Origin of the sequence: Streptomyces sp. NBC_00576 (genome assembly GCF_036345175.1) — a bacterium.
Taxonomy (GTDB): Bacteria; Actinomycetota; Actinomycetes; order Streptomycetales; family Streptomycetaceae; genus Streptomyces.
The window spans coordinates 9889129-9915868 of the sequence record NZ_CP107780.1 but is presented as its reverse complement, the minus strand read 5'-3'; the positions used below and the strand labels follow the sequence as shown (position 1 = coordinate 9915868).

Genomic DNA, 26740 nt, shown 5'->3' with positions numbered 1-26740 from the left:
GCCTGTTGCGGCTGCGTCGTGGCTGGTCGCGCCCACGCGGCGGGGCCGCATATAGATACAGCCCCGCGCCCCTTTAGGGGCGCTTCACGGGCCCGGTGTTTTGCGCAGGGCGCCCGGTCTTGCCAGCGCGGCTGCCGCCGAGCGGGCGGCCGGGCGGCCGAGCGCCGCGCGGGAGGTCTCCCGGAGGAGGACAGCCGTACGGAAAGCGGCCGTGGCAAGGGCGCCGTGGCGCTTGCCGTACAGGCGGACGCGGTTGAGGGTGAGGAGGGTCCAGAGGCGGGGCGACACCTGGGAGTCGCCTCCCAGGTGTACGGCCTCGGCTGTCGGTTCCAGCTGGGTGGCGTATCCACGGTCCCGCGCGCGCAGGCAGTACTCGGTCTCCTCCGAGTAGAGGAAGAAGGACTCGTCCCACAGGCCGCAGGCGGCCAGGCAGTCCCCCGAGATGGCCATGAGCGCGCCGGTCGCCCAGTCCGCGCGTGTGGGCCGCTGATACGCGGCGGGGTCGGTGACGAGCTCGCTCAGGAGTGGGAAGCGTCCGGCCCGGGTGTTTCCTATGAGGGCCTCGCCGAGCGCCCGGGGCACACTCGACTCGCGGCGCAGCGAGTGGTGGGGCGTGTCCCTGCCTTCCTCGTACAGGAGGGGTACGGCGATCCCGACACCCTCGCCGAGACTGTCGACGAGGCGCTTGGCGCAGCCCTCCCGCATCCTGATGTCGGGGTTGCAGATGAGAGCGGTCCCGTACTCACCGGCCGCCCCCAGCGCCGCGTTGACCCCGGCCGCGTACCCGGCGTTGCGGCCGGTCTGGACGACCGTGGCGTCGGGGGCCAGCGTCCGGAGAACCTCTACGGTGTCGTCGGCGGAGTCGTTGTCGGCGACGACCAGCCGCCAGTCGAGGCCGGCCATGCCGTCGGGGAGCGCGGCGAGGAAGCCGGGGAGTACCGAGGCGCTGTTCCAGGTGACGACGATGACGGCGACGGGGCTCATCGGGACTCCACGAGTTGGGGGAGCTTGGCTTCGGATGCCTCGCGGGGAGCGGGGACCGCTCCAGCTGTTGAGGCCGCGGCCTCGGCTTCGGCGGCCTCCCGGCGGATGAAGCCGAGGTAGCTGCCGCCGGCGCCCAGGGTCAGGAAGAACATCCCGGCGTACATGGGGAAGCTGAGGGCGTCGAAGGTGGCGCTGATGACCAGGGCGACCAGCGCCGAGGCGAGGAACGCCTGTCCGAGTTCCCGGTCCGAGTCGGTGCGGGCGAGCCGTCGGACGGCGCCGCCGGTGTGTATCCCGGTGACGAACAGGGCGAGCAGCGCGACGAGCCCCACGAACCCCATCTCGGCCAGGGTCAGCATGTACTGGTTGTCCGTGAAGAAGTACAGGTCGGGGGTGAAGGTGCCGAATCCCCTTCCGAACCAGGGGTGTTCGTTGAGATAGGGGACGATCGCGCTGTACTTCACGGTGCGTGCCTGGGTGCTGCTGTCGGAGCCTGCCAGAAAGGTGGCGAACAGGTTGGTGATGGTGCCGATCAGCCCGGGAATGATCACCTTGAAGCCGGCCACCGAACCCAGGATGATCCCGAGCGCGGCCCAGCGGCGCTGCGGCTTCCAGCGGGGCACCATCACCAGGATCACGATGGCGGCGCCGATGATGGACGTCCTGGACACCGTCAGCGGAAGCGCACCCGCCATGATCGCCACCGGCCCCCAGCGGCGCAGCGCGCCGGCGTGACGGCGTACCGGATCGAACGCCTGGTGGACGGCGAAGGGGACCAGGATGGCCAGCATCCCCCCGAACTCCAACGGGTGGGCCGTGGTGGAGCGCGGCCGGGTGAACGAGCCGCGGTCCATGGCGCTGATCCCGGCGGTGCTCGACTGCAGGCCGGGGATGTGGATGGAGTCGGCGATGTTGGTCGCCGCGAAGAAGTCGTAGTAGCCGATCAGGGCAACCACCGTGCCCAGTACGACGAGCCGGCGCATCAGGGTCTCCAGGCGGCTGCGCTCCTGGATGCCGGCCGACGCCAGCACCACCAGCGCCACCCACACCCCGAGTCCGATGAGCCCCCGGTCGGCGCCGAGGACCTCCTCGTGCGAGCTGTCCCGGGTCGCGTCCGCGAGGTACGACAGGAGCACCGCCACGGCGAGCACGCACATCGCCACGCGTGGCAGCCTGGTGCGCTCGGCGGGACGGATGCGGCCGCCGAGCCAGGTCGCGAGGTACCAGAGAAGTCCCAGCAGGGCGAAGACGTTGGCCGGGGTACCGACGCCGCCCAGCGCGGGCAGGGTGAGGTTCGACGGGACGAAGAAGGCCAGCACCAGATAGCCGGTGAGGATCGTCGTGGCGTCCAGCCTCCGCACCAGCAGGCCCCTGGGCTCCCGTTCGAGGGGCAGGGCGCGATGGCGCCGGGAAACGTATGTGGCCTGGGCGCGTCCCCGGCGGCGGACCACCGCGACACCTTCGGCCAGGATGGACAGCAGGAACGCGCTGACGATCCCGACGATGAGGACCGACGCGATGTTCTGGTAGCGGGCCTTCGACTGCGAGACCGGTATCTGCGGCAGCACGACCGGCGTGGCCTGCACGGAGTACTTCGCCGGCACCTTGGAGGCGGCCTGCAGAGCCTTCAGCTGCTCCCCGGTGAACTTGGTGAGGGTGGTGGTTTCCCGCAGCACCTTCGCCCGGTCGGTTCCGGTGACGCTCAGGGTGAGCAACGGGCTGTCGGCCTCCGGCGCGAAACCGGCCGTGTAGCGGTCCGTGACGCCGCGGGAGTGCAGTTCCTTGGCCGAGTCGCTCGACTGGAGCGTCCTGATCAGCACGTCCGCCGTGACGACCAGCGAACCGCCCGCGTTCGAGATGGGGTTGCCGAAGGTCGGCGCCAGATCGGCAACGGCCGTGGAGTCGAGCAGTGTGACGGAGCTCTGCGACTCGTAGGACACCGGGATGGTCCGGTACAGATACCCGCCCGCGAAAAGGCTGAGCAGGGTGAGGGGCACCATGAAGTACCAACGCCTGCACATGATCGCCCAGATGTCGCCCAGGCTCATGAATTCTCCCCCCGGCCCGGTGCCGCGTGACCGGACGTCCGGGCTCTGGCCCAGCATAGGCCTCGTGATCTGGTGGCGATCCGCCCCCGCGCCTGCGAGGATCGGTGCCGACGGAAGGAATCCCTGTGTCGCCCCGTGACGTCGCCGAAGCGCTGCTCCGCCGCTGGTACGTGCTCGTGCTCGCGCTCCTGCTGACGGCCGTCGGCGCCTATCCGGTGATCCGCCCCGCTCCGCAGTACCTGAGTTCGGCGGTGGTCGTCCTCAAGCCGCCGGTCACGGGGAACCAGCCGAACCAGCTGACGAATCTCCAACCGCCGCTCGCCACCCTCTCGTACGGGGTCATCCAGCAGCTCGCGTCGCCCGCCGGGCGCAAGGAGTTGAACTCCGTCGGCGTCCATGGCAGGTACCAGCTGATCCCGCGCAACAGCGGCACCAGCGCGACGCCCGCCTATCTGATTCCCTCGTTGCAGGTTCAGGCGCGGGCGGCCGGCCCGGTCGAGGCCGACACGGCGGTCCGCCGGATCATCGATGTCTACTCCCGGCATGTGTCCGGCCTCCAGGAGGCACAGGGGGTCTCGGCGGGGGCGCGGATCAACGCCTCCGTCCTGGTCGCCCCGAGCGCCGCCCAGGTGCAGGGCAACAAGAGCCGGGCGGTGGCCGGTACGGCTCTGCTGGGCGCGACCGCCGCGCTTCTGAGCGCGCTGTGGTTCGACCAGTACGCGCTGCGCCGCAGGAACAGGAAGGGCACCTCGCCGGACCCGCGTCACCACTCCGGCGGGATTCCGGTGGCCGGCTGAGCCCCGTAGCGGGGGCGAGGCCGCCACATGCGCGGCTCCGCCGCGTGGGCTCCACCGGCCGGTCGCGGTCATCGGGTTGAGCATGGCCATCAGATGCCGCGGCGCTTCCACGACTCCCACCACAGCCACTCCCGCCCGCGTTCGGCCACGGCCGACCACACCAGCGGCTGCAGATACGGCATCGCCTTCGCTCCGATCCGCTGCCGGAGCCGCAGCGCCCGGTACTCGGGCAGCGCCTCGTAGCCCGGCAGGCACTCCCCCGCGAAGGCCACGAGTTCGTCGACCGGGACGACGTCGGTGCGCCCCCGGTCGTACGCGCGATAGGCGCGCCGCAGCGCGAAGCGGGCCAGGCGGGTGTGCACCGCGCCGGCCAGTCGGTCGGCTTGCGGCAGCAGGTCGGAGCATTTGCCGAGGACGGAGTCGTAGGCGACGAGGCGCTGGCGGAGGTCGTCGAGCTGGCCGCCGAAGTCGGTGGTGGACATGTTGTTGCCGTGGACGCGGTAGAAGGCCTGGTCGGCCCCGCGTACGTAGCCGACGTCGGCGCGGGCGGCGAGCCGCATCCACATCTCGATGTCGCCGGCGTGCGGAAGTTCGGGGTCGTAGCCGCCCACCTCGCGCTGCAGGCTGGTGCGGACGACGACTTCGGGCGAGGTGATGCAGCCGGTGCCTTCGCGGAACCGGCGCTCCAGCCACCAGTGCCCGGGATAGACGACCGAACCGGTACCGCTCGTACGGGCCTTGGGCAGCGGGCCACCATGCTGGAAGCGCAGCGGGCGGCCGTAGGCGAACCCTGCCTCCGGATGGGCGTCCAGCAGCGCGGCGGCGCGCACCAGTGCGCCGGGGACCAGTCGGTCGTCGGCGGAGAGGAGTGCGACGTAGTCGCCGTCGGCCCACTCGAGGAGGCCCTCGTTGTAGGTGGCGATGTGGCCCTTGTTGGTTTCGTGGACCCGGACCTGGATGCGCGAGTCGGCGGCTGCCAGCTTGAGCGCGGTCTCCGCCGAGTCGTCGGGTGAGGCGTCGTCGATGATGAGTACCCGGACGTCAACGCCGTCCTGCTCGTCCAGGACGCTGCTCACGCAGTCGGCGAGGAAATGGCCGTACATGTAGCAGGGGATGACAACACTGACGCTACTCATCGATGGGAAAACCAATCCCCGACGGTGGCCTCCCGCGAGGGTGCGGGAGGCCACCGTCAGTGGGTTGTAATCGGTCAGTTCTTCTTACGGACGGTCTTGCTGGTCAAGGTCCAGACCCGGGACGCCGCAGTGTGGTTCTGCTTGTCCCGGGCCGTGACCGTGATCCTGAACCGCGTGCCGTCCGGCAGCGGGGTGGACAGGTGGACGGACACCTTGTGGGTGGCCCGGTTGTAGGAGAGGACGGCCTTGACCTTGAGCTTCCCGGCGGCCGCGGCCTTCGCGCCCGGCAGGATGGTCACCATCGCCTTCACCGTCGACAGCTTGGCCGAACTGGGCAGCGCTGTGACCAGGGCGTTCGCCGCGTCGGCAGTGTGCGCCAGCGAGGAGGTGGTCACCTCCGAGGAGGTGCCCGGCTGCGTCAGCGACGCGGCCGGGTCGTCAGCGGTGAAGACCGGACCGACCCAGTAGTTCGCGGATCCGTAGGAGCCGTTGGGGAAGGCCACGTCACTGCCGTACCGGTACAGCCCGTTGTGGGCCGTGCTGATGTCGGCGGTGGCGGTCAGCGGATACGACTTGTGGGCCGACGCGAAGTAGCCGCCGTCCACCGCGTAGTTGCCGTTCGGCGCGTGGTAGGAGACGACGTACGCCGTGTCGGCGCTGATCGCCACCGGGGTGGCGAAGGTCATCGTCTGCCAGCCGGAGGCGGACTCGGTGGTGAAGGTGCCGGAGGCGAGGAGCGTGCCGTCGGCGGACCAGAGGCTGCCGGTGTGGGTACCGGTGTTGCTGGCGCCCTTGTAGAAGGTGACACCGGTGACCCAGCCGCTCGCCGACGACTGGAACCTGGTGCCCAGTTCGAGGGAGTTGGGGTCGTCGGTGACGGCGGTCCTGGCCGGCACGGTGCCGGCACTCCACAGCGTGCAGGGGCAGGTGACCGCGGGCGGAGTGGAGCTGGTGGTGAACGTCCACGTCACCGGGTTCGCCATGGCGTTGCCCCACAGGTCCTCCGCCTGGACGGAGGCGGTGTACGTGGTGTGCAGCTCCAGTTCCGTCGACGGAGTGAAGGTCGCCTTGTTCGACGCGGGGAGCGTCTTGGTGCCCGGCACGGTGTTGCCGTTCGGGTCCTTGAGCGTGAACGTCAGCGTGTCGGAGTCGATGGCGTGGTCGAAGACCGCGGACACCGGTGCCGTGATCGACGCGCCGGTCGCCCCGGACGTCGGGGACGTCGAGGTGACGACGGGCGGGGTCGTACTGGCCGTCGCGGTGTCCAGCACCACGTCCACCCAGTAGTTGCTGCCCGAGGACGCCGAGGACGGGAAGGCGCTGGTCGAGCTGTAGCGGTAGACGCCGTTGCCGCCGTCGGTGCCGGACTGGAGTGCCGTGAGCGGGGCCAGTCCTGCGGCGCTGCCCGAGAAGTAGCCGCCGTCGTAGGAGTATCCGCCGTTGGGGGCGAAGTACGAGGCGACGTAGGTGGTGTTGGCCTTGACGGTCACCGGGGTGGCGAAGTTCAGCTGCTGCCAGCCGGAGGCCGTCTCGTTGGTGAAGGTGCCGGTGGCCAGGCGGGTGCCGGAGGCGCTCCACAGGCTGCCGGTGTGGGTGCCGGTGTTGACGGGAGACTTGTAGAAGCGGACGCCGGTGATCGAACCGGCCACCGTGGTACGGACCTTGACGCCGAGTTCCAGCGGACCGCCGTCGCCCCCGTTGATGGTGCCGGGCACGGTGGTGGCGGGCCAGATGGTGCACGGGCAGGCCTGCGGGCCGACGGTCACCGGGATGGTGGTGACGGCGCCGATGTTGACGCTGTCGTCCACCGCACGGACCTTGATGGACGCGGCGCCCGGGGCCGTCGGCGTCCAGCTGTAGGTCCAGGACGTCAGTCCGGTGGCGGCGTTCCAGGTGGCTCCGCCGTCGGTGGACACCTCCGTGCGGGCCACCACTCCGCCGCCGGAGTCGGTGGCGGTGCCGGTGATGGTGACCGGCTTCAGTGCCGGGACGGTGACACCGGAGGCCGGGCTCGTCACGGTGACGGCCGGTCCGGTGGTGTCGGTGGTGGCCGTGGCGGCGACGAGGTTGCTCTGCCGGGTCAGCGGCTGGACGCCCATGTCGGCGAGGACGTTCACCGTCGCCTGCTGCATACGGGAGTCCTCGGTGACGACCACGTCATCGGGGTCGTACGTGGGGAGGTTGGTGAGGCCCCACGACCACTGGACGGTCCCCGCTCCGAACACCAGGGCTCCGGAGTCCTGGTCGCGGAACTCGACGAGATTGTGCGTCGCGGTGCCGTTGCCGTACATGTTGCCCCAGTCGAGGCGGTACTTGCCGTCGTCGATGTCCACTGTCGTGGACGACAGGTGGATCGCTCCGGCAGGTCTGGTGCTGTTGGTGAGGTCGCTGTCCCACTCGTAGCCGAGGGTGCCGGTCGGGAAGGTGGCGGTCTGACTCGACGTGAGGTTCGCGATGGAGGTGTTGCGCCAGATCCGGTTCTTGCCGTACGAGCCGGGGACCGTGATCGCGTCGGCGCGGTAGCCGTTCACCGTGAACATGGAGCCGGTGAGGATGTTCGGCGGCTGGTAGGTCTGGCCGTAGTTGGTACTCGTCGGGTCCATCCAGGTGCCGGTCCAGGTGCCGCTGGGGTCGGCGATCCCGTTGCCCTGCACCATCTTGGTCATCTTGTAGCAGACCAGGGTCCGGTTCGCCGTGCTCGTGCCGTCGTTGCTCGGGGCGAGCCGGGTCTTCCAGAAGACCTCGTTGCCGCTGAAGTAGCCCTGCCGGACGCCGGCCTTCCTCGCCGCCAGGACGTTGGAGTACTGGCTCTGCGTCCAGTACTCGTCATGGCCGGAGGACACGTACACCTTGTGGTTCTTCAGCAGGGTGGCGCCATTGGCCGACGACACGTCCACGCCGGACAGATAGCTGACGTCGTAGCCGTTGCGCTCCAGCCAGGACAGCATCATGAACTCGGAGCCGTAGATGCCGTTGTCACCGCCGATGTCCAGCGGCCGGTTGTAGCTGACCTCGTAGGCGCGGCCGTCCGGCGCGGGTCCCGCGCCGCCGTAGAAGTCCTGGCCGCCGTAGTCGTTGTAGGCCTGCCAGGTCTGGTCACTGGTCTGCACGACGATGTTCGAGGTACTGGAGTCCTTGCGCACGACGAACGGGTACGGCATCAGGCCGTCGCCGTCGTTCTGCGTCAGGTTCGCGATGTACAGGCCGGACACCGCGTCGCTGGGCACCGTCCAGTTCACCGTCACGGGCCAGTTGCCGCAGTCGACCAGGCCGGTGCTGCTCTTGGTGGTGCAACTGGCGGGGTTGGAGCCGTAGTTTGCCGGATAGTTCACGGCCACCTGGGCCGCGGTCGATATCAGGCGCGCCCCGTCGCCGCCGTACCAGCCCAGGCGGTAGATCTCCACGTGGTACGCGACCGGCGACTGGATCTTGAACTGGACGGTGTCACCGGTCTGAACGCTCTCCTTGGTGGTGAAGCCCTTGATGCCACCGTAGGAGTTGGGCGAGTACCAGTCGGACATGGGGCTGCCCGCCTTGGAGTTCTCGCAGACGACCGGGTTCGAACCCGTTCCGCACGGATCGGATACCGCCGCCTGCGCGGGCAGGGCTTGCGGGAGCACCGCCCATATCAATGCTGCCACGACGGCGAGGCGCCCGCCCCGGATCCGTCTGCTCCATCTGTTCATGTGTACCTCTCAGCGGTGCTGTGCACTATGCAGGGCCGACCGTGGAGTCGGGGTGGAGCGTGAATGTGGGGGCCGATCAGCTTTGGAGCGCCTTGGCGAGCGTGTCCACGACGCGCTGTTGCTGATCGGGGCTTATTTGGGGGAAGAGCGGCAGCGACAGGATCCGGTCCGCCGCCTTCTCGGCGTGGGGGAAGTCGCCCCGGGCGTGGCCGAGATGTCGGTATGCCTCGGTGAGATGGACGGGGGCGGGGTAGTGCACCCCCGCGCCGATGCCTTCCGCGTTGAGCTTGCCGACGATGTCGTCGCGCTCCGCGCCGGCGACCTGGACGACGTAGAGGTGCCATACGTGGACGTTGGCGGCGTCGGTCGTCGGGAGCACGACCCGTCCGGCGGACGCGAGGTCGGCGAGCAGCGTGTCGTAGCGGGCCGCCGCCGCCCGCCGGGCCGCGTTGCCGTCCGCCAGCCGCGCCAACTTCGCCCGCAGGACGACGGCCTGCAGCCCGTCCAGCCGGCTGTTGAACCCGGGCACGTCGTGGCGGTACTTGGCGACGCCGCCGTGGTTGGCGATCGCGCGGACCAGACCGGCCAGCTCCTCGTCGTCGGTGAGAACCGCGCCCGCGTCGCCGTAGGCGCCCAGGTTCTTGCCCGGGTAGAAGCTGGTCGCCGCGATCCCGCCGCTGCCCGGCGACCGGCCGTCGCGGGTGGCGCCCTGACACTGGGCGGCGTCCTCGACGACCCTTACACGGTCGGGCAGTTGACCGGTCAGTTGCGTCACTTCGGCCATCTGCCCGTACAGGTGCACCGGTACGACCGCGCGGGTGGCCGGGCCGACCGCGTCCAGGGCGGCCTGCGGGTCGAGCAGGTAGGTGTCGGGCAGGCAGTCCGCCAGGACGGGCCGGGCACCGATCCGGGCCACGGCGCCCGCGGTGGCGATGAAGGTGTTGGCGGGTATGACTACCTCGTCGCCGGGCCCGACCCCGACCCCGCGCAGGGCGAGTTCGACGGCGTCGGTGCCGTTGGCGACACCCACGCAGTGCGCGACGCCGCCGAAGTCGGCGTACTCGCGCTCGAACGCCCGCACCTCTTCGCCGCCGATGAACGCGGTGTTGGCCAGGATCCGTTCGAATCCGGCCCGTACCTCGTCGGCGACCTCTTCGTGGGCCGCCTTGAGGTCCACCAGCGGAATCTGGTTCATGCGACTGGTCCCCCCAGTTGCTCCGTCAACAGTTCGTCGAGCGCGGGCGCCGCCGCCTCGCGCAGCCGCCGGGCCGGGCTCCCCACCCAGACCTCGCCCGGCGGTACATCACCGAGCACGGCGCTTCCCATCCCGATCAGCGACCAGGCGCCGACCACCGTGCCCTCCCTGACCAGGGCCCCGGAGCCCACATAGGCGCCCCGCTCCAGCCGCGCTCCGCCGCCCAGCCGGACACCTGAGGCGATCGTGGCGAAGTCCTCGACCACATCGTCATGGGTGAGAACGGCCTGCGGCATCACCGCGACATGCGCACCCACCCGCACAGCGGCGGTCAGGACGCAGCCCGCGAGCAGCACCGAGCCGGGGCCGACTTCCGAGGTCGCCGACACGGACGCCGTCGGGTGGATCACGGTCGCGTAGCGGTCCGCGGGCAGGCCCAGCCTGCGGACCAGCCGGGCGCGGGCCGCGTAGTCCCCGGGGTTGCCGACGCAGATCACCACGCGGGCCTCGGGCAGGTCGTGGACCAGGTCGCAGCCGCCGAGGACGGGCACGCCGTCCACCTCGGTGCCGTGCAGGTCGGCGTTGTCGTCGAGGTGCCCGAGCAGCTCGACGTCACCCGCGTCCCGTACGGCCTGTGCGGTCTCCCGGGCGAAGCCGCCCGCGCCGATGATCAGCAGTCCGCTCATCTTCGTGCCTGTTCTCGCAGCGCCACCACGACGCGGTCCTGCTGGGCCTCGGTCAGCGTGTGGAACAGCGGCAGTATCAGCGAGTCGCGGCTGATCCGCTCGGTGACCGGCAGCGGCACGCCGGGGTGGCCCTCGTAGGCGGGTTCGAGGTGCGAGGCCATGATCCCGCGCCGGGCGGAGACACCGGCCTCGGCGAGCGCGGCGAGCAGATCGTCCCGGCCGACGGGGAAGTCCTCGTCCAGCAGCACCCAGTAGGACTGGAAGTTGCTCTGCCCGTGCTCGGGGTCGCGTACCGGGGTGAGCCCGGGAACGTCCCGAAGCAACGCGTCGTAACGGGCCGCCAGTTCGCGGCGGCGGGCGATCATCGCGTCGAGTTTGCCGAGCTGGACCAGACCGATCGCGGCCTGGACGTCCGTCATCCGGTAGTTGTAGCCGACCTCGAGGTAGCTCTCCAGGACCGGCTTGTTGCTCGAATGGCGTTCGGCCGCCGAGGCGTTCATCCCGTGCTCGCGGAGCCTGCGCAGGCGTGCCGCCCATTCGGCGTCGTCGGTGGTGATCATGCCGCCCTCGCCGGTGGTGACGAGCTTGCGGGGGTGGAAGGACCAGGCGGCGATCAGCGCGCCCTGTCCGACGGGCTTGCCGCCGACGGTCGAGCCGATGGCGCAGGCCGCGTCCTCGACGAGAGGCAGGTCCCACTCGGCGCAGGCGGCGCGCAGGCTGTGCACATCGGCCGGTACGCCGCCCTGGTGGACGGCGAGGACCGCCTTGGTGCGGGGGAAGCGGACCGCGTCCACGGTGGCCGCCGTCAGGTTGCCGGTGGCGAGGTCGACGTCGGCGAAGACGGGCTCGGCGCCGACGTACCGTACGGCGTTGGCGGTGGCGATGAACGACAGCGACGGGACCACGACCTCGTCGCCGGGCCCGATACCGAGCGCGACGAGCGCCAGGTGCAGGGCGGTGGTGCAGGAGCTGACGGCGATGCCGTGCTCGGCGCCCACCCGTTCGGCGAAGGCCCGCTCGAAGGCGGCGACCCGGGGCCCCTGGGCGACCCACCCGGACAGCACCGCGTCGGAGGCGGCCTCGGCCTCCTCCTCGCCGAGCCAGGGGATCATCACCGGGATGCGGTCGGTGCTCACTTGGACGCCTCCGCAGCGGCGGCGTCGGCGACGCGCTCGGCACGCCACCACTCCACCAGGTCCTTGAGCCCGGTACGCATGTCGATCCGTGCGGTGAAGCCGAGCCGCTCGGCGGCCTGGGTGGTGTCCGCGAGCCGTCGGACCACCCCGTTCACCGCGCGGGCGGGCCCGTGCTCCGGCTCCAGGTCGGAGGCGCCCATGGCCTCCAGCAGGCCGTCGGCGAGTTCGCGCAGCGAGGTCTCCGTACCGCTGGCGACGTTGAACACCTCGTCGGTGAGGTCCGACTCGGCGGCCAGCACATTGGCTCTGGCGATGTCCCGGACGTCGACGAAGTCCATGGTCTGCGTGCCGTCGCCGAGGATCAGCGGCGGCTCGCCCGCCTCGATGCGTTCCATCCAGCGGATGAGCACCTCGGTGTAGAGGCCGTGGATGTCCATCCGGGGGCCATAGACGTTGAAGTAGCGCAGCGCCACGTAGTCCAGTCCGTACATGGCGTGGAAGCTGCGCAGTTGGCCCTCGTTGAAGGCCTTGGCCGCGCCGTAGAACGTGTCGTTGTTGTACGCGTGGTGGCGTTCGGTCGTCGGGAACGTCTCGGCCATGCCGTAGACGGACGCCGAGGACGAGGCGATCACCTTGCCCACTCCGGCCTCGGCCGCCGCCTCCAGGACGTTGAAGGTGCCGTCGACCATGACCTCGTTGGCCAGCCGGGGCTCCTGCGCGCACTGGGTGATGCGGATCGCGGCGAGGTGGAACACCAGATCGGCGCCCTCGGTGACCTTCCGTACGGTGGCGGCGTCCCGGATGTCACCCTCGACGATCTCGACGACGCCGCTGGGCATGGCCTTGGCGAGATTGGCCCTGCGACCCCGGACGAAGTTGTCCAGCACCACGATCTCGCGGGCGCCGCCCTCGGCCAGGAGGTCGACCAGATTGGAGCCGATGGTGCCCGCTCCCCCGGTGACCAGGATCTTCTTGCCTCGTACGCTGCTCAACTGCCCTGCCCTCTCAGTGAATGGGAACGTCAACGTCCGGCACGCAGGCCGACGACCGCGCCCTTGAATTCCAGGCTTCGGGACGCCGCCTCGAGAATGTCCAGCACCCGCAGCCCCGCTCTGCCGTCGGTCAGGGGCGCCCGGCGTTCCCTGATCGAGTCGCCGAACTCGTCGACCATGCTGCGCAGCGCTTCCTTCTCGACGAGGGCGGGCGCGACCATGTCTCCGGAGCGGTACGAGACGAGCATGTCCCGGCGCTCGTCCGCACCGATCTCCTGGGGTGCGGCCAGGTCCACGCCTCGGTCGAAGATGGCCACGCGTTGGGCGGGATTGAGGTCGTCCCAGATCAGAGTGCGTTTGGCACCGCCCACCATGGTGGTCCGCACCTTGGTCGGGGACAGCCAGTTGACGTGCACGTGGGCGATGGCCCCCGTGTTGAGCTGGAGCGTCAGATAGGCCACGCAGGCCTGTCCGGCACCGATCGGGTCCGCCCCGTGGGCGGCGACGGCGACCGGCTCGACGTTGTCGGGGAGGATGAAGTCCAGGATCGACAGGTCGTGCGGGGCCAGGTCCCACATGACGTCGATGTCCTTCTGGACGAGCCCCAGGTTGATCCGCACCGAGTCGACGAAGTGGATGTCGCCGAGTTCCCCGGAGCGGACCAGTTCCCGGATGCGGCCCACGGCGGGCGTGTAGCAGTAGGTGTGGTCGCACATCAGGGTGAGACCGCGCTCTTCCGCCTCGGTCACCAGACGCATCCCGTCGGCGTAGGTCGCCGCGAGCGGCTTCTCCACGAGGACGTGCTTTCCGGCGCGCAGGGCGGCCAGGGCGATGTCGAGGTGGGTGCCGGCGGGCGTGGCCACGGCGACGGCGTGGACCGACGGGTCGGCGAGGACGGCCGCGTAGTCCGCGGTGGCCTGGACCGTCGAGTAGCCGCCGAGGACCCGCTGGGCGCGGTCCACGTCGAGGTCGCACAGCCAGCGCAGCCGGAACTGCTCGCTGGCCTGGAAGTTGCGTACGAGATTGGGACCCCAGTAGCCCGCCCCGACGACCGCGACGCCCAACGGCTCGGTGGTCTGCGTCACTTGGTTCCTCTTCCCTCGGTCCATCAGTAGGCCCCCGTTCCACGCACCACCGCGGACCCGGTGCGCGCCAGAATCTCCAGGTCGAGGCCCATCGACCAGTTGTCCACGTATCCGAGATCGAGCCGGACCGCCTCGTCCCAGGGCAGGTCCGAGCGGCCGCTGACCTGCCACAGACCGGTGAGGCCGGGCTTCACGAGCAGTCGGCGCTTGACCTCCGGCGTGTACTCCTCGACCTCCTCGGGCAGCGGCGGGCGGGGGCCGACGAGCGACATGTGGCCGCTGATCACGTTGATCAGCTGCGGTAGTTCGTCGAGCGACGTGCGGCGCAGCACCGAGCCGACCCGGGTGATCCGTGGGTCGCCCTTCACCTTGAACAGCAGGCCGTCGCTGTTCTCGTTGAGGTGCTCCAGTTCCGCCCGCAGAGCTTCCGAGTCCGGCCGCATGGTGCGGAACTTGAACATGGTGAAGTGGTCGCCGTACCGGCCCACACGCTGCTGCCTGAACAACGTCGGCCCGGAGCTGTCCAAGCGGACGATCAGGGCGATCAGCAGCATGGGCAGCGCGAGGAGTGCCAGGAGCACCGCCGCGAGCGACCGGTCGAGGAGTTCCTTGGGCAGCCGGGAGAGCCGGGTGAGATTCGGTGCCTGTATCCGCACCAGCGGCACCCCGTTGGTGGGGCGTACCGCCAGCCGCGACGCGGACACGTCGGTCAGCACGGGGGCCAGCAGGAACTCGACGCCCTGTACGGCCGTCGTCCAGGACATCCGGCGCAGGGCGGAGCCGTCGGAGTCGGGAACCGGCAGTACCACCACGGTGCTGATGCCCATGACCCGGACCACGTCGTCCATGTCGCCGATGCCGCCGAGGACGGGAAGCCCCAGCTTGTGGATCTCCGCCCGGTTCTTGGGATCGCTCAGGCACACGCCGGCGACGTGCAGTTCCTGTGGGCCGCCGCGGCGCAGTACTGCGACCAGCTCCACGATGCCGCGAGAGGGCCCGACCAGGAGCGTCGCACTCCGATCCCGGCCCCGCGCCCATCTTCGGTGGAGGTGACGGCGGAGCGCGTAACGGCCCGGCAGGGCGATCACGACGGCGGGCACCGCGGCCATGACCATGTCATGGAGTAGTCCCTCGTCATGCACGAACAAGTAGTGCGCAACCGCGGCCAGCGCCGGCAGCGCGAGCGCGCCGCGGAGCACCCGTCGGTACTCCTCGGTTCCCAGACCCAGGGCGGTGCGATCGTAGGAGTGATGAACGAGCATGGCCACGATCCACGTCGGAGGCAGCACCAGAGCCACTGCCCAGCGGCCGTACATGGCGTGGATCAGGAAGGCTGCGGCAACGGCCGCGAAGCCGTCCGCGACCAGCAGGGCGAATCGATACTTCTGTTCCCAGCGTCTTCGGCGAGCTTCCGGAGTCTTGCGTTCCACAACCCGTTGCTCATGCGTGACCTCAATGGCCATGCTCCCCCCACCACATGCGCGGCTACCCCCCGATCGAAGTGCCCTCCACACAGCGACACTGGAAAGCAAGGGGGCTGCAGCGGTTCCCCAACCGCGTCACGCCCCCCGGCATGGATTTTCCTGAAAGTTCAAATCCGTGCAAAATGCCGCACCATGACACGTAGTCAAGGACAAGTTCCCCACCCAAACCGGTCCGGCGGCACTCAATCTAGACCACCGAACGCAATCACGGGAACGGTTGAACGAAACACACATCGCATTAGTGACACTGACGGCATACTGCCCACGTGACGAGCATCGTGATTCCGGCCCACAATGAGGGGCAAGTCATCGGCCGACTCCTCGATTCGCTGCTGGCCGGTCCCGCCGAGGACGAGACCGACATCGTGGTCGTGTGCAACGGCTGCACGGACGACACCGCGCAGATCGCGGCCGCTCGCGGACCGCGCGTCCGGGTGGTCGACATACCCACCCCCTCGAAGCACGCCGCCCTGCGGGCGGGAGACGACCACGCACGCGGCTTCCCTCGCGTCTACGTGGACGCCGACGTCGTGATCACGGGCGCCGACGTACGGGCACTGACCGAACCCCTGAACGACGACACCTCGGACATCCTCGCCACCGCCCCCGAGCGGCGGATCCCGCTGGCCGACTGCGCCTGGCGGGTTCGCGCCTACTACCGGGTGTGGCAGCAACTCCCCGCCGTACGCGCGGGGCTGTTCGGCCGAGGCGTCATCGCGGTCTCCAAGGCCGGGCACGCCCGGATCGCCGCACTCCCGCCGCTGATGGCGGACGACCTGGCGGCGTCCCTGGCGTTCACCCCCGAGGAGCGGCTCGTGGTCGGCGAGGCCAGTGTCGTCGTCCACCCGCCGCGCACCTGGCGGGACTTGATGAAACGGCGCGTCCGGGCCGCGGTGTCCACCGCCCAGGTCGAACAGCATCAGCCACCGGAAGAGGCCTCGGCGCGCACGAGCACGGCGGATCTGAAAGCCCTGCTCCGCAGGGATCCGAAGCTCTTCACGAGTGTCGTAGTCTTCGTCGCGGCAGCGGTCGCCGCCCGGCGGAGGGCCAGGAAGGCCATCCGGGCACAGGACTTCGGCACCTGGCTACGGGACGAGAGCAGCCGGCAGAACTGATCGCACCGCACCTGGAGTTCAACTCGATCATGTATCTCACCGACCGTTCCGCCCCCGCGCAGGCGGACAGCGAACAAGGCCGAAGACGCGGCCCGGGGCACAAGATCGCCCCCGTCGTGCTCGTGCTGGGCTCGGTCAGCCTGATAACCGACATCTCCTCGGAGATGGTCACCGCCGTTCTGCCGCTCTACCTCGTCTCCACACTCGGTTTCACCCCGCTGGTGTTCGGCACCCTCGACGGCGTCTACAACGGCGTCAGCGCACTGGTGCAGCTCACCGGCGGTCACCTCGCCGACCGGGTGCGCAACCACAAGCTGATGGCCGGGCTCGGGTACGGCCTGTCCGCGCTGTGCAAGCCGCTGCTCCTACTCGTGAGCAGCATCGGCGCACTCGGAACCGTTCTCGCCCTGGACCGGACCGGCAAGGGCCTGCGCACCGCCCCGCGCGACGCGATGATCTCCCTGTCCACACCCTCCGAGAAACAGGGCCGCGCCTTCGGCGTGCACCGGGCGATGGACACCACCGGCGCGATGCTCGGCCCGCTGGCCGCCTTCTTCATCCTGCGCGCGGCGGCCGACGGCTACGACGCCGTGTTCGGTGTCAGCGCGTGTGTCGCCGTACTCGGTGTGCTCGTGCTGGTGCTGTTCGTACCCGGCAAGCGGCGGGGCGCGCAGCCGGACGACGCGGGTACGGACGACGGCAAGCCGCCCGTGCGCGTACGCGAAGCGCTGGCGCTGCTGCGTCTGCCGCGCCTGCGGGCGCTCGCCGGCTGCGCCGCGCTGCTCGGCCTGACAACGGTCAGTGACGCCTTCGTCTATCTGCTCCTGCAACGGCGCGCGGGAATCGGCGACGCGTGGTTCCCGCTGCTGCCGCTGGGCAGCGCCGCGGTGTTCCTGCTGCTGGCCGTGCCCCTCGGCGCCCTGGCCGACCGGGTCGGGCGACACACCGTGTTCGTCGCCGGGCACATCAGTCTGCTCACCGGCTACGCCCTCCTGCTGTGGGCCCCGGCCACCCCGGCCCTGCCCTTCCTCGTGCTCGCCCTGCACGGCATGTTCTACGCGGCGACCGACGGCGTGCTTCCGGCGGCCCTCGCCGACATCGTGCCCGAGCAGTTGCGCGCCAGCGGCCTCGCCATCGTCGGGACCAGCCAGGCGCTGGCCCGGTTCTGCTGCTCGCTGGCCTTCGGCGCCGCCTGGACGGTGTGGGGCGACGGCCCGGCACTGGCCGCATCGGCGATCGGTCTGCTGTGCTGCGCGGCCGTCGCGGCCGTGGTGCTGCGGCCGACCGGCCGGGACCCGATGACCACCACAGCCACAGAGCCACAAGGATCCAGATGACATCGCTGCGCCGCCGCCTGCTGATACTCGTCACTGGGGTGCTGCTCCTCGCGGGACTGGCAACCGGCGTGGTCCTGCACGCCGCCGACCGCGCGGACCGGGCGAACCAGCCGGAGCCGGGCGGCCCCGCCGTCAGTACGGGCAAGTTGACGCTCGACCAGAAGAGCCGTCTGACGTTCGTCAACGCGGCCGCCGGCCCGCACCGCACCGCGGTCGCCTCGGTCCCGTCCACCGACCCCGGGGCAGGCCGGACCGCGTCCGACCTGAAGTGCGCCCGCTTCTACGCGGCGGCCGGCACAGGCGTCTGCCTCCAGTCCGTCCCCGGTGTCCTGAAACAGAGCAACCGTGCGCTGCTCCTGGACGAGAACCTCCGCACCCTGCGCACCTACCCGCTCGCGGGCACCCCCAGCCGGGCCCGGGTCTCGCCCGACGGCCGCTTCGTCGCCTGGACCGTGTTCGTCTCCGGCGAGTCCTATGCGTCCGCCTTCTTCTCCACCCGGACGTCGATCCTGGACACCCGCACCATGCGGCTGACGCCCAGCCTGGAGACGTTCTCCATCACCTTGGACGGCAAGCCCTACCGCGCCTCGGACGTCAACTTCTGGGGCGTCACCTTCGCTTCCGACGACGACACCTTCTACGCCACCCTCAACACCGCCAACAAGACCTACCTGGTCCGCGGTTCCCTCGCCGAACGCAAGGTCACCACCCTGATCGAGAACGTGGAGTGCCCCTCGCTCTCCCCCGACGGGACCCGCGTCGCCTTCAAGAAGCGGGTCCTGTCCCGCACCGCCCTCTGGCACGTGTACGTCCTCGACCTGAGCACCCTGAAGGAGACGGCGCTCGCCGAACGCCACAGCGTCGACGACCAGGCCACCTGGCTCGACAACAGCACCGTCGCCTACGCCCTCCCCGCCAACGGCGAGGTCGGCAGCAGCGACCTGTGGACCGTGCCCGCGAACGGCACGGGCAGCCCGCGCCTGCTGATCCCGGGGGCTTCTTCGCCGGCGCCGCTGTAGACGGCGGCGGACGGATCCCGGCGCCGCTGTACTCGTCCGGGTCAGAGGGCTACGCGATTGCAGGAGAGGTCTGGCGTCCGCACCGCGTCGGTCATCGCCTGCATGCCGGTGTCGTTGTCGTTGGGGTGCAGGTGATCACCGTTGTCGAAGAACGCCAGGATCCGCTCATGGTCGTAGGGGCTGCGCAGGATGCCTGCTTCGGCTGTGCGAGCGGATCGAGGCTGAGCAGCCGTCGGATCTGGCGGCCCTGTATGTGCTCACACAGGCCGCGACGGAGGAGTTCAACCTGCTGGAGGCGGAGTTCGAGGCGGCCGGGAGTGAGATCGAGACGGTAGCGCGCGAGGAGATCGAGACTTCGGGTTTGTTGCGTCGGCCTACGGCTTCACGGATGCGGACGTGGAGGAGCTGATCGCCACCCGGGACTGGTGAGCGACGACCCGGCTGCGAGCTTGTCCTGTTCGACTAACGGGCAGGTTCGAACACTTCGATGAGGTTGCCTGCGGGGTCGGTGAGCAGGATCTGACGCCCGCCGGGACCGGAGACCACATCGCTCGCGAAGGCCAGTCCGGCGTCGCGGAGCCGTTCGATCTCGGTGTCGAGGTCGTCCACGATCAGGTGGATGCGGTTGCGTCCGGCATCCATGCCGCTGGGGGTGGCGCGGGCACCGGAACTGGCCGGGCCGGACAGCAGTAGCCGCAGCGGCCCGCGCACGACGTCGGCGAAGGCCGGGGCGGCGCTGAACCGGAGGGTGAAACCCAGGTGGGTGGTGTAGAAGTCGACGGCCGCCTGGACATCGTCGACGAGGTACCGGACGCTGGCGAACTGGTCTGACGTAGTCATGGCTTGACCTCCTGTGGCGTGCGGGCGAGCAGCGGCAGCAGGTAGCGGATGCGGGTGTCGATCTCTGCCACCGTGCGGACGAAGGCGGGGTAGCCGGCTGTTTCATCGCCGCCGGCCGTGGCGGGGTCGGGGATGCTCCAGTGCACAGGCCGCGGATGGTCGCCGAAGTCGGGGCAGACCTCGCGGACCTTGTCGCACAGGCTGATCACGTAGTCGAAGCGGCGGCCGACCAGGGTGTCCAGGTGTTGCGGACGTCGACTCGAGATGTCGATGCCGTGGTGCTCACGCAGGGCCCGCACCGCGTCGGGGTGGATGCGCTGTTTGGGGTGGCTGCCGGCGCTGGTCACCTCGACCTGCCCGTTGGTGCGGTGCCGCAACAGCGCCTCGGCGATCGGCGACCGGGCGCTGTTGCCGGTGCAGGCGAACAGCACAGCGGACCTCGCGGACGGCGTTATGACTGACGGCGGTGAGGAGGTGGCCTCGAATCCCAGCGCCGGATGCAGGGCCGTACCGGCACCGGTGAGCGCGTGCGCGCAACGCCCCACGTCGAGGTGGTAGTAGCTGTCACGACCGTCGAAGCTGCTGCGCCGGGCGGTGACCAGCCCGCCGCCGCGCAGCAGCCGCAGATGGTAGGAGACCAGGTTCTGCGGCTGACCGACCCGCTCCACCAGCTCACGGACCCGGTAGTCGCTTGTGGCCAGCTCGGTCAGCAGCCGCCACCGCAGCGGGTGAGCGGCCAGATACACGAACGCCGGAGCAGCGTGTCCCGAGGACGCCATGGAACAAGAATACATCAAACAGAATTGATGCAATTCTTTCGCGATGCCCCGACGGGATGTGGTTCCGGACGCGGACCGGCAGACCGGGGCGGGATCTGCCCAAACGCTACGGGCTGCGGGAAACGGTGTACGGGCTGTTCCGCCATCGCCAGGTCGAACACCCCGGCGGCCTCGGCGTCACTCTCGAAGTGCGCGAACAGTGGGATGCCGACGACCTTCCGGAACCCCGACCCACCCGCCGGGACGGTGTGCAGCAGGACACCGAAGGAGTCGTCGTAGGTCTCGGCGAACAGCATGACGGCGCGCCGGAGGAAGAGCGGAAGAACGCGGCCACCGGCGCGCCTGCGGTGACGACGGAGAACTGTGGTCGCGCCATCGTGACGGCCGCCGCCAAACCCGGGGGCGGCCCGTTGACCCGCTCTTGAGTGACTCCCCGCACGATTCCGCAGTCCGGAGGTGGCGGGCTATCTGCGAGGACAGTTCTTCGGCGCGGAAACGATCATGACCATCCTGGAACGCGCCGACCGGCGCGGCGAGATACAGCTCGACCGCATCACGCCGCGGGTCGCTTCCCTGCCCGTGGACCTGGTCCGCCACGAACTCTTTCGCACCCAGGCACCCGTCCCCGAAGCCATCCTGGAGGAGATCGTCGACGACGTGTTCCTCCCCCTCCTGCACTACTGATCAGACCCGGCCACAACGACCCCCAAGATATGTAGCGGGGTATCGACGCCCCCAGGACGATCTCCCTCATCCCAGGAAACTCAACCGCACGTGACGGTTGGCATTGGAGATATTGGTGTCCACCAGGCACACCGACTGCCACGTCCCCAACTCGAGCCGCCCGCCCAGCACCGGCAGCGTGGCATGCGGCGGGACGAGGGCCGGGAGTACGTGATCGCGGCCGTGACCGGGGGTGCCGTGGCGGTGCTGCCAGCGGTCGTCGGAGGGGAGCAGGGTGTGCAGCGCGGCCAGCAGGTCGTGGTCGCTTCCGGCGCCCGTTTCGATAATGGCGATTCCGGCGGTGGCGTGCGGGACGAAGATGTTGAGAAGACCGTCCCGGCCGCCCGCCACCTCCCTCAGGAAGGTCTCGCAGTCACGGGTGAGGTCGACAACCGTCTCCTCGCTGCCGGAGGCGACGTTCAGGACGCGGGTGGTGAAGGCATCGGACATGTCCCCATCCTCACCCAACCGCCGGGAGCCGCGCCCGCCCGGGCCTCCGCCCCTTGATACGGAAGGTCCACTCCGCGAGACACCATTGACCGTGGTCACGACATCTGGCTACTTTCAGCGGCATGTTGCGTTCAGCCATGCTCACCACGCGCGGTCACATCGACCTGCTGCGGGTGGCCTCCGCCGCGTGTCGCCGCGGCTGCTGACGCCCCTTTCCTCTCTCCTCCCGCCCGTCTGGGCGCCGCCCAACCCGCACGTCCGGGATCTCCCCTGATCCGCTTCGGACGCGGCGGTGTCGAGGCACACCTCCTCCCCGGTCGCTCTCCTCCTCGTGGAGCACTCATGAGCATCAGCCATGCCCCACCCGGCTCCCCAAAGCCCGATATATCAGCTGAATCAGGTCCTTCCGGTGACACCGAGCACGCCCTCCCCGACCTCGAACCCATCGTCCCCAGCTCCACCCGCCGCACCCGCGTCCCCCGCTGGCTGCGCCGCACTTCGGGCCCGCTGCTGCTCCTGGCTCTCTGGCAACTCCTCAGCAGTACGGGCGTGTTGACTGCCGACATCCTCGCCTCACCCGAGCGGATCGCCGAGGTCGGCAGTGATCTGATCACCGACGGTTCACTGGGCAACGCGATGGGCACCTCGCTCCAGCGGGTCGCGCTCGGACTGCTTTTCGGTACCGTCATCGGCACCGGACTCGCCCTCGTCTCGGGCCTGTTCCGGGTCGGCGAGGACCTCGTCGACGCGCCTGTCCAGATGCTGCGGACCGTGCCCTTCGTCGGCCTGATCCCGCTCTTCATCATCTGGTTCGGCATCGGTGAGACCCCGAAGGTAGCGATCATCACCCTCGGTGTGACCTTCCCGCTCTACCTCAACGTCTACGCCGGAATCCGCGGCGTGGACGCCCAGTTGATCGAGGCCGGGGAGTCGCTGGGGCTGTCCCGGTGGGGGCTGGTCCGGCATGTCGTGCTGCCGGGCGCACTGCCCGGGGCGATGACCGGGCTGCGCTACTCGCTCGGCATCGCCTGGCTCGCGCTCGTCTTCGCCGAGCAGATCAACGCGGACGCCGGTATCGGCTTCCTCATGGTGCAGGCGCGGGACTTCCTGCGGACCGACGTGATCGTGGTCTGCCTCATCGTCTACGCGTTCCTCGGCCTGCTGGCCGACTTCGTCGTCCGCTCCCTCGAAAGGCTGCTGCTGCAATGGCGACCGACGTTCACCGGACGGTGACCTCACCGGCCGTACGGGTCGACGGGCTGACCCGTTCCTTCGACGGCCGTACCGTCATCGACAACCTTCAACTCGACGTCCGACCGGGCGAGTTCGTGGCCCTGCTCGGCCGCAGCGGCTGCGGAAAGTCCACGCTGCTGCGCATCCTCGCCGGCCTCGACCGCGACATCGCGGGCACCGTCCTCGTACCGCGACGCAAGGCCGTCGCCTTCCAGGCGCCGCGGCTGATGCCGTGGAAGAAGGTGTGGCGCAACGTCCTGCTCGGGCTTCCCGGCAAGCCCGGACGCGAGGTCGCCGAGCAGGCGCTCACCGAGGTCGGCCTCAGCCACCGTTCTGACGCCTGGCCCAAGACGCTGTCCGGCGGTGAGGCCCAACGCGCTTCGCTGGCCCGGGCGTTGGTGCGCGAGCCCGATCTCCTGCTGCTCGACGAGCCGTTCGGCGCGCTGGACGCGCTCACCCGTATCAAGGCGCAGCGGCTGGTCGGCGAACTCTGGCAACGGCGGGGCTGTGCCGTCCTGTTGGTGACGCACGACGTCGAGGAGGCGGTCCTGCTCGCCGACCGCGTCCTCGTGATGGACGAGGGCGTCATCGCGTACGAGACGACGGTCGACCTGGACCGCCCGCGCGACATCACCGACCCGCGATTCGCCGAACTGCGCGCCCGACTCCTGGAACGCCTGGGCGTCGACACCGCCGCCGAAGCCGCCTGAGCCCTCGCAACCCCTCGCAACCGCCCTCCCGCTCCCCTGTTTCCCCCCTCAGCTGCACAGAAACGATCGGAACGAACGACCATGCGACGACACCTCGTCCCCGCCGCGCTGCTCCTCCCTCTCACCCTTCTCGCCTCGGCCTGCGACGGAAGCTCGGCCGCCTCTTCCATCGGCTCCGGCAGCGGTACCGACGGCAAGGGGTCCCTCACGCTCAACGTCGGTGACCAGAAGGGTGGTTCGGAGGCCGTACTGCGGGCCGCCGGGGAACTCAAGAACCTGGACTACAAGATCAAGTGGTCCACCTTCACCTCCGGACCGCCCCTCCTCGAAGCCGTCAACGCCAAGGCCGTCGACATCGGCAGCGTCGGCAACACCCCGCCGGTCTTCGCGGCCGGCGCCGGTTCCAAAATCACCGTGGTGGGTGCTCTGCGCGGTGGTTCCCAAGGCGAGGCCGTCCTTGTCCCCAAGGACTCGAAGCTCAGGAAGGCCGCCGACCTCAAGGGCAAGTCCGTTGCCGTGGCGCAGGGTTCGTCCGCGCACTACCAGCTGATCGCCTCCCTCAAGCAGGCCGGGCTCACCCTCGACGACATCAAGGTCAAGTACCTCCAGCCGGCCGACGCGCTGGCCGCGTACACCAGCGGCAGCGTCGACGCGTGGGCGGTGTGGGACCCGTACACCTCTCAGGTGCTCAAGGGCGGGCAGGGGCGCGTCCTGGCCGACGGCGAGGGGGTGGTCAATGGGCTCAACTTCCAGGTGTCGGCGCCCTCCGCGCTGAGGGACAGCAAGAAGGCGGCGGCCATCAAGGACTTCGTGGAGCGGCTGCGGCGCGCCCAGGACTGGGTGTACGCGCACCCCGACGCGTGGGCCAAGGTGTGGGCGAAGGACACCGGGCTGCCGTACGACGTGGCGCTCGCGTCGGTGAACAGGTCCAACGCGACCCGTATCCCGGTGGCGATCGACGACGCGCTTGTCGCGTCCGAGCAGGAGATCGCGGACACGTTCACCAGCCTGAAGCTCATCCCGAACAAGGTCGACTTCGCGAAGTACGTGGACCGGCGCTTCAACGACGACCTGCCCCCGTCCACCACGGCCCCGCGCCCCAGCAAGGAGTCGTGACCCCGCGATGACCGTCCATCTCCACTGGTTCCCTACTGGATTCGGTCGCCGACCGAGCGCGATGGGCGGACGGTCCGGTCCGGGGTCCGGCGGCGCAGGGCCGTCGCGGGAAGATCCTCGCCCCTCCCCCGGTTAGTAGAAGCGTGAACGATACCGGGATACGCGATGGCGTACGAGAAGTCGATGTCGTCGTGATAGGCGCTGGTCAGGCCGGTCTGTCCAGCGCCTATCACCTGCAGCGCACCAGCTTCGTGCCGGAGCGGGACTTCGTCGTTCTCGACCACGCCCCGCATCCCGGCGGCGCCTGGCAGTTCCGCTGGCCGTCGCTCACCTACGGCAAGGTGCACGGGATGCACGCCCTGCCCGGCATGGAACTGACGGGCGCCGACCCGGCGCGGCCGTCCGCCGAGGTCATCGGCGAGTACTTCGACACCTACGAGCGCGCCTTCGATCTGAAGGTGCGCCGTCCGGTGGAGGTACGTGCCGTGCGCGAGGGCGACGGAGACGGGCGGTTGCTCGTCGAGACCTCGGACGGAGTCTGGTCGGCACGTGCGCTGATCAACGCCACCGGCACCTGGGACCGGCCGTTCTGGCCGCGCTATCCGGGCCAGGAGACCTTCCGGGGGCGGCAGTTGCACACCGCGCAGTACCCCGGGCCCGAGGAGTTCGCCGGGCAACGGGTGGTCGTCGTGGGCGGAGGGGCGTCCGGTACCCAGCATCTGATGGAGATCGCTCCGTACGCCGCCGCGACCACGTGGGTGACCCGGCGTCCGCCGGTCTTCCGCGAGGGGCCCTTCACCGAGGAGTTCGGGCGGGAGGCAGTCGCCCTCGTCGAGGAGCGGGTACGCCAGGGGCTGCCGCCGAAGAGTGTCGTGTCGGTCACCGGGCTGCCCCTCAACGACGCGATCAGGCAGGCGCTCGCCGACGGCGTCCTCGACCGGCGGCCCATGTTCGACCGGATCACCCCGGACGGGGTCGAATGGGCCGACGGACAGCGTGTCGACGCCGACGTGATCCTCTGGGCGACCGGATTCCGGGCCGCGATCGACCATCTGGCGCCGCTCAGGCTGCGCGAGCCCGGCGGCGGCATCCGCGTCGAGGGGACGCGCGCGGTCGCCGATCCGCGCGTCCATCTGGTCGGATACGGCCCGTCGGCGAGCACGATCGGCGCCAACCGGGCCGGGCGGGCGGCCGTACGGGACATCAGGCGGCTGCTCGACCAGGAGCCGGCCGCTGTCTGACGTCCCGTTCGGTCCCGCGACCCGTCAGGTCACTTGGCGGACTGCCCGCTCTGCTGCCCCTGGCTCGGGCCCTTCTGGTGCTTCTGGTTCTTTTGGCTCTGGTTGAACTCGGCGACGTTGCGCTGGTGTTCGGCGTAGTCGGCCGTGAAGCGGGTGTCACCGGGCTTGACGGTGACGAAGTACAGCCAGTCACCCGGCGTCGGGTTGATGGCGGCGCGCATCGCCTCCTCGCCGGGGTTGGCGATCGGCGTGGGCGGCAGACCCATGCGCTGGTAGGAGTTGTACGGGCTGTTCAGGCGGGTGTCGCCGGCCGTCGTCTTCAGCGTGGACCTGTTCAGCGCGTAGTTGATCGTGGAGTCCATCTGGAGCGGCATCCCGCGTTCGAGCCGGTTGAAGACGACCCGGGCCACCTTCCCCATGTCCTGCTTGCCGGCTGCCTCGGCCTGGACGATGCTCGCGATGGTGACGGCCTGGTAGACGTTCATGGCGTTGCGCTGCGCCCCGGCGGTGACCGGCGGACCACCGAACCTCTGGTTGGCGGTGTCGACCATGACCGACAGCAGGGATTCCGGGGTGGCCTTCTCCTTCAGCGGATAGGTCGCCGGGAAGAGATAGCCCTCGGGGTTGCCCTCGGCGTCGGTCGGGAGTTTCAGCCGGGCCCTGCCGAGCGACTTCTTCGTGCTCCCGGCCGGGAGGGCGAGTGCCTTGTCGACCGCCTCGTACACCTGGATGGAGCGCCAGCCCTCCGGGATGAGGAGGGCGGTCGGCCGGGGGTCCCCTTCGCTGTCGACGCTCAGCAGCGGCACCGCCACGGCGGTGGCCGCGACGACGGCTCCGGTCGCGATGAGGACGGCCCGGCCACGGCGCGTCAGGCGAGTAGTGCTCCGTGACGGAGTGTTCATCTGCATGCGGGCACGGTAACCCGCAAATCGTCACAAATCCGGCATA

At 69.7% G+C, this 26740-nt stretch carries 24 protein-coding genes and 2 pseudogenes; 12 read left to right on the top strand and 14 right to left on the bottom strand.

Features of this window, described 5'->3' with window-relative positions; genetic code table 11:
* Positions 1 to 84 precede the first annotated feature (84 nt).
* Both OG734_RS43095 and OG734_RS43090 read right to left on the bottom strand, forming a co-directional pair.
* On the bottom strand, positions 85 to 984 hold the full coding sequence (locus tag OG734_RS43095; protein WP_330292812.1) for a glycosyltransferase family 2 protein: 900 nt from the start codon (positions 982 to 984) through the stop codon (positions 85 to 87).
* A complete protein-coding gene (locus tag OG734_RS43090; protein ID WP_330292811.1) occupies positions 981 to 3032 on the bottom strand; it encodes an O-antigen ligase family protein in 2052 nt (683 codons plus the stop codon). Before OG734_RS43090 ends, OG734_RS43095 begins: the two co-directional genes overlap by 4 nt.
* Positions 3033 to 3157: 125 nt before the next feature.
* Between OG734_RS43090 and OG734_RS43085 the strand changes: the two genes are divergently transcribed.
* A complete protein-coding gene (locus OG734_RS43085) occupies positions 3158 to 3829 on the top strand; it encodes a hypothetical protein (RefSeq protein WP_330292810.1) in 672 nt (223 codons plus the stop codon).
* An 89-nt stretch (positions 3830 to 3918) separates the two neighbouring features.
* Here OG734_RS43085 and OG734_RS43080 read toward each other — a convergent pair whose 3' ends face one another.
* The 8 genes from OG734_RS43080 to OG734_RS43045 form a co-directional block, all read right to left on the bottom strand.
* Positions 3919 to 4965: a glycosyltransferase family 2 protein gene (locus OG734_RS43080; protein ID WP_330292809.1), complete on the bottom strand. Its 1047-nt coding sequence runs from the start codon at positions 4963 to 4965 to the stop codon at positions 3919 to 3921.
* A gap of 74 nt (positions 4966 to 5039) precedes the next feature.
* Positions 5040 to 8651 carry a DUF4082 domain-containing protein gene (locus OG734_RS43075; protein ID WP_330292808.1) on the bottom strand — a complete coding sequence of 1204 codons (3612 nt, stop codon included), beginning with the start codon at positions 8649 to 8651 and terminating at the stop codon, positions 5040 to 5042.
* Between the two features lie 76 nt (positions 8652 to 8727).
* On the bottom strand, positions 8728 to 9846 hold the full coding sequence (locus OG734_RS43070) for a DegT/DnrJ/EryC1/StrS family aminotransferase (protein WP_330292807.1): 1119 nt from the start codon (positions 9844 to 9846) through the stop codon (positions 8728 to 8730).
* Positions 9843 to 10532: an acetyltransferase gene (locus tag OG734_RS43065; RefSeq protein WP_330292806.1), complete on the bottom strand. Its 690-nt coding sequence runs from the start codon at positions 10530 to 10532 to the stop codon at positions 9843 to 9845. Before OG734_RS43065 ends, OG734_RS43070 begins: the two co-directional genes overlap by 4 nt.
* Positions 10529 to 11668, bottom strand: a complete 1140-nt coding sequence (locus OG734_RS43060) for a DegT/DnrJ/EryC1/StrS family aminotransferase (protein ID WP_330292805.1) — start codon at positions 11666 to 11668, stop codon at positions 10529 to 10531. The genes OG734_RS43065 and OG734_RS43060 overlap by 4 nt, the downstream gene beginning before the upstream one ends.
* Positions 11665 to 12660: an NAD-dependent epimerase/dehydratase family protein gene (locus OG734_RS43055; protein WP_330292804.1), complete on the bottom strand. Its 996-nt coding sequence runs from the start codon at positions 12658 to 12660 to the stop codon at positions 11665 to 11667. The genes OG734_RS43060 and OG734_RS43055 overlap by 4 nt, the downstream gene beginning before the upstream one ends.
* A gap of 29 nt (positions 12661 to 12689) precedes the next feature.
* Positions 12690 to 13745, bottom strand: a complete 1056-nt coding sequence (locus OG734_RS43050; protein WP_330292803.1) for a Gfo/Idh/MocA family protein — start codon at positions 13743 to 13745, stop codon at positions 12690 to 12692.
* A 23-nt stretch (positions 13746 to 13768) separates the two neighbouring features.
* Positions 13769 to 15208: a sugar transferase gene (locus OG734_RS43045; RefSeq protein WP_330292802.1), complete on the bottom strand. Its 1440-nt coding sequence runs from the start codon at positions 15206 to 15208 to the stop codon at positions 13769 to 13771.
* Positions 15209 to 15495: 287 nt separating this feature from the next.
* On the opposite strand from OG734_RS43045, the gene OG734_RS43040 reads away from it, so the two are divergent.
* The 4 genes and pseudogenes from OG734_RS43040 to OG734_RS43020 all read left to right on the top strand — a co-directional run.
* On the top strand, positions 15496 to 16344 hold the full coding sequence (locus OG734_RS43040; RefSeq protein WP_330292801.1) for a glycosyltransferase: 849 nt from the start codon (positions 15496 to 15498) through the stop codon (positions 16342 to 16344).
* A gap of 29 nt (positions 16345 to 16373) precedes the next feature.
* Positions 16374 to 17681: an MFS transporter gene (locus tag OG734_RS43035; protein ID WP_330292800.1), complete on the top strand. Its 1308-nt coding sequence runs from the start codon at positions 16374 to 16376 to the stop codon at positions 17679 to 17681.
* The gene (locus OG734_RS43030) at positions 17678 to 18700 is read left to right on the top strand and encodes a TolB-like translocation protein (RefSeq protein WP_330292799.1); all 1023 of its coding nucleotides are present in this window, start codon (positions 17678 to 17680) and stop codon (positions 18698 to 18700) included. Before OG734_RS43035 ends, OG734_RS43030 begins: the two co-directional genes overlap by 4 nt.
* Positions 18701 to 18893: 193 nt before the next feature.
* Positions 18894 to 19129: pseudogene (locus OG734_RS43020) on the top strand (DUF5713 family protein); the annotation flags it as partial.
* Between the two features lie 33 nt (positions 19130 to 19162).
* Here OG734_RS43020 and OG734_RS43015 read toward each other — a convergent pair.
* Both OG734_RS43015 and OG734_RS43010 read right to left on the bottom strand, forming a co-directional pair.
* Positions 19163 to 19540, bottom strand: a complete 378-nt coding sequence (locus OG734_RS43015) for a VOC family protein (RefSeq protein ID WP_330292798.1) — start codon at positions 19538 to 19540, stop codon at positions 19163 to 19165.
* Positions 19537 to 20319, bottom strand: coding sequence for an arsenate reductase/protein-tyrosine-phosphatase family protein (locus tag OG734_RS43010; protein ID WP_330292797.1), 783 nt, complete (start codon positions 20317 to 20319; stop codon positions 19537 to 19539). The genes OG734_RS43015 and OG734_RS43010 overlap by 4 nt, the downstream gene beginning before the upstream one ends.
* Positions 20320 to 20375: 56 nt before the next feature.
* On the opposite strand from OG734_RS43010, the gene OG734_RS48190 reads away from it, so the two are divergent.
* Both OG734_RS48190 and OG734_RS43000 read left to right on the top strand, forming a co-directional pair.
* On the top strand, positions 20376 to 20744 hold the full coding sequence (locus OG734_RS48190) for a hypothetical protein (RefSeq protein ID WP_443065026.1): 369 nt from the start codon (positions 20376 to 20378) through the stop codon (positions 20742 to 20744).
* A 28-nt stretch (positions 20745 to 20772) separates the two neighbouring features.
* Positions 20773 to 21003: pseudogene (locus OG734_RS43000) on the top strand (TetR-like C-terminal domain-containing protein); the annotation flags it as partial.
* Between the two features lie 66 nt (positions 21004 to 21069).
* Here the strand turns inward: OG734_RS43000 and OG734_RS42995 are convergent.
* Positions 21070 to 21492, bottom strand: a complete 423-nt coding sequence (locus OG734_RS42995) for a secondary thiamine-phosphate synthase enzyme YjbQ (protein WP_330292796.1) — start codon at positions 21490 to 21492, stop codon at positions 21070 to 21072.
* A gap of 122 nt (positions 21493 to 21614) precedes the next feature.
* Here OG734_RS42995 and OG734_RS48185 point away from each other — a divergent pair, with 122 nt between their 5' ends.
* The 5 genes from OG734_RS48185 (at position 21615) to OG734_RS42975 (ending at position 25792) form a co-directional block, all read left to right on the top strand.
* Complete coding sequence (locus tag OG734_RS48185; RefSeq protein WP_351276907.1) at positions 21615 to 21698, top strand: putative leader peptide; 84 nt, start codon at positions 21615 to 21617, stop codon at positions 21696 to 21698.
* 136 nt (positions 21699 to 21834) lie between these two features.
* On the top strand, positions 21835 to 22725 hold the full coding sequence (locus tag OG734_RS42990) for an ABC transporter permease (RefSeq protein ID WP_330292795.1): 891 nt from the start codon (positions 21835 to 21837) through the stop codon (positions 22723 to 22725).
* Complete coding sequence (locus tag OG734_RS42985) at positions 22698 to 23435, top strand: ABC transporter ATP-binding protein (protein WP_330292794.1); 738 nt, start codon at positions 22698 to 22700, stop codon at positions 23433 to 23435. Before OG734_RS42990 ends, OG734_RS42985 begins: the two co-directional genes overlap by 28 nt.
* Positions 23436 to 23516: 81 nt before the next feature.
* The gene (locus OG734_RS42980) at positions 23517 to 24551 is read left to right on the top strand and encodes an ABC transporter substrate-binding protein (protein WP_330292793.1); all 1035 of its coding nucleotides are present in this window, start codon (positions 23517 to 23519) and stop codon (positions 24549 to 24551) included.
* A gap of 143 nt (positions 24552 to 24694) precedes the next feature.
* Positions 24695 to 25792, top strand: a complete 1098-nt coding sequence (locus OG734_RS42975; protein ID WP_330292792.1) for an NAD(P)-binding domain-containing protein — start codon at positions 24695 to 24697, stop codon at positions 25790 to 25792.
* Between the two features lie 29 nt (positions 25793 to 25821).
* Here OG734_RS42975 and mltG read toward each other — a convergent pair whose 3' ends face one another.
* The gene (gene mltG, locus OG734_RS42970; protein ID WP_330292791.1) at positions 25822 to 26700 is read right to left on the bottom strand and encodes an endolytic transglycosylase MltG; all 879 of its coding nucleotides are present in this window, start codon (positions 26698 to 26700) and stop codon (positions 25822 to 25824) included.
* Positions 26701 to 26740 lie beyond the last annotated feature (40 nt).

Coding starts and splice junctions, on each gene's coding strand:
- OG734_RS43095 (WP_330292812.1), bottom strand. CDS start 984: ATGAGCCCCGTCGCCGTCATCGTCGTCACCTGGAACAGCGCCTCGGTA.
- OG734_RS43080 (WP_330292809.1), bottom strand. CDS start 4,965: ATGAGTAGCGTCAGTGTTGTCATCCCCTGCTACATGTACGGCCATTTC.
- mltG (WP_330292791.1), bottom strand. CDS start 26,700: ATGCAGATGAACACTCCGTCACGGAGCACTACTCGCCTGACGCGCCGT.
- OG734_RS43075 (WP_330292808.1), bottom strand. CDS start 8,651: ATGAACAGATGGAGCAGACGGATCCGGGGCGGGCGCCTCGCCGTCGTG.
- OG734_RS48190 (WP_443065026.1), top strand. CDS start 20,376: ATGTGGTTCCGGACGCGGACCGGCAGACCGGGGCGGGATCTGCCCAAA.
- OG734_RS43015 (WP_330292798.1), bottom strand. CDS start 19,540: ATGACTACGTCAGACCAGTTCGCCAGCGTCCGGTACCTCGTCGACGAT.
- OG734_RS42990 (WP_330292795.1), top strand. CDS start 21,835: ATGAGCATCAGCCATGCCCCACCCGGCTCCCCAAAGCCCGATATATCA.
- OG734_RS42980 (WP_330292793.1), top strand. CDS start 23,517: ATGCGACGACACCTCGTCCCCGCCGCGCTGCTCCTCCCTCTCACCCTT.
- OG734_RS48185 (WP_351276907.1), top strand. CDS start 21,615: ATGTTGCGTTCAGCCATGCTCACCACGCGCGGTCACATCGACCTGCTG.
- OG734_RS43090 (WP_330292811.1), bottom strand. CDS start 3,032: ATGAGCCTGGGCGACATCTGGGCGATCATGTGCAGGCGTTGGTACTTC.
- OG734_RS43030 (WP_330292799.1), top strand. CDS start 17,678: ATGACATCGCTGCGCCGCCGCCTGCTGATACTCGTCACTGGGGTGCTG.
- OG734_RS42995 (WP_330292796.1), bottom strand. CDS start 21,492: ATGTCCGATGCCTTCACCACCCGCGTCCTGAACGTCGCCTCCGGCAGC.
- OG734_RS43065 (WP_330292806.1), bottom strand. CDS start 10,532: ATGAGCGGACTGCTGATCATCGGCGCGGGCGGCTTCGCCCGGGAGACC.
- OG734_RS43010 (WP_330292797.1), bottom strand. CDS start 20,319: ATGGCGTCCTCGGGACACGCTGCTCCGGCGTTCGTGTATCTGGCCGCT.
- OG734_RS42985 (WP_330292794.1), top strand. CDS start 22,698: ATGGCGACCGACGTTCACCGGACGGTGACCTCACCGGCCGTACGGGTC.
- OG734_RS43045 (WP_330292802.1), bottom strand. CDS start 15,208: ATGGCCATTGAGGTCACGCATGAGCAACGGGTTGTGGAACGCAAGACT.
- OG734_RS43070 (WP_330292807.1), bottom strand. CDS start 9,846: ATGAACCAGATTCCGCTGGTGGACCTCAAGGCGGCCCACGAAGAGGTC.
- OG734_RS43035 (WP_330292800.1), top strand. CDS start 16,374: ATGTATCTCACCGACCGTTCCGCCCCCGCGCAGGCGGACAGCGAACAA.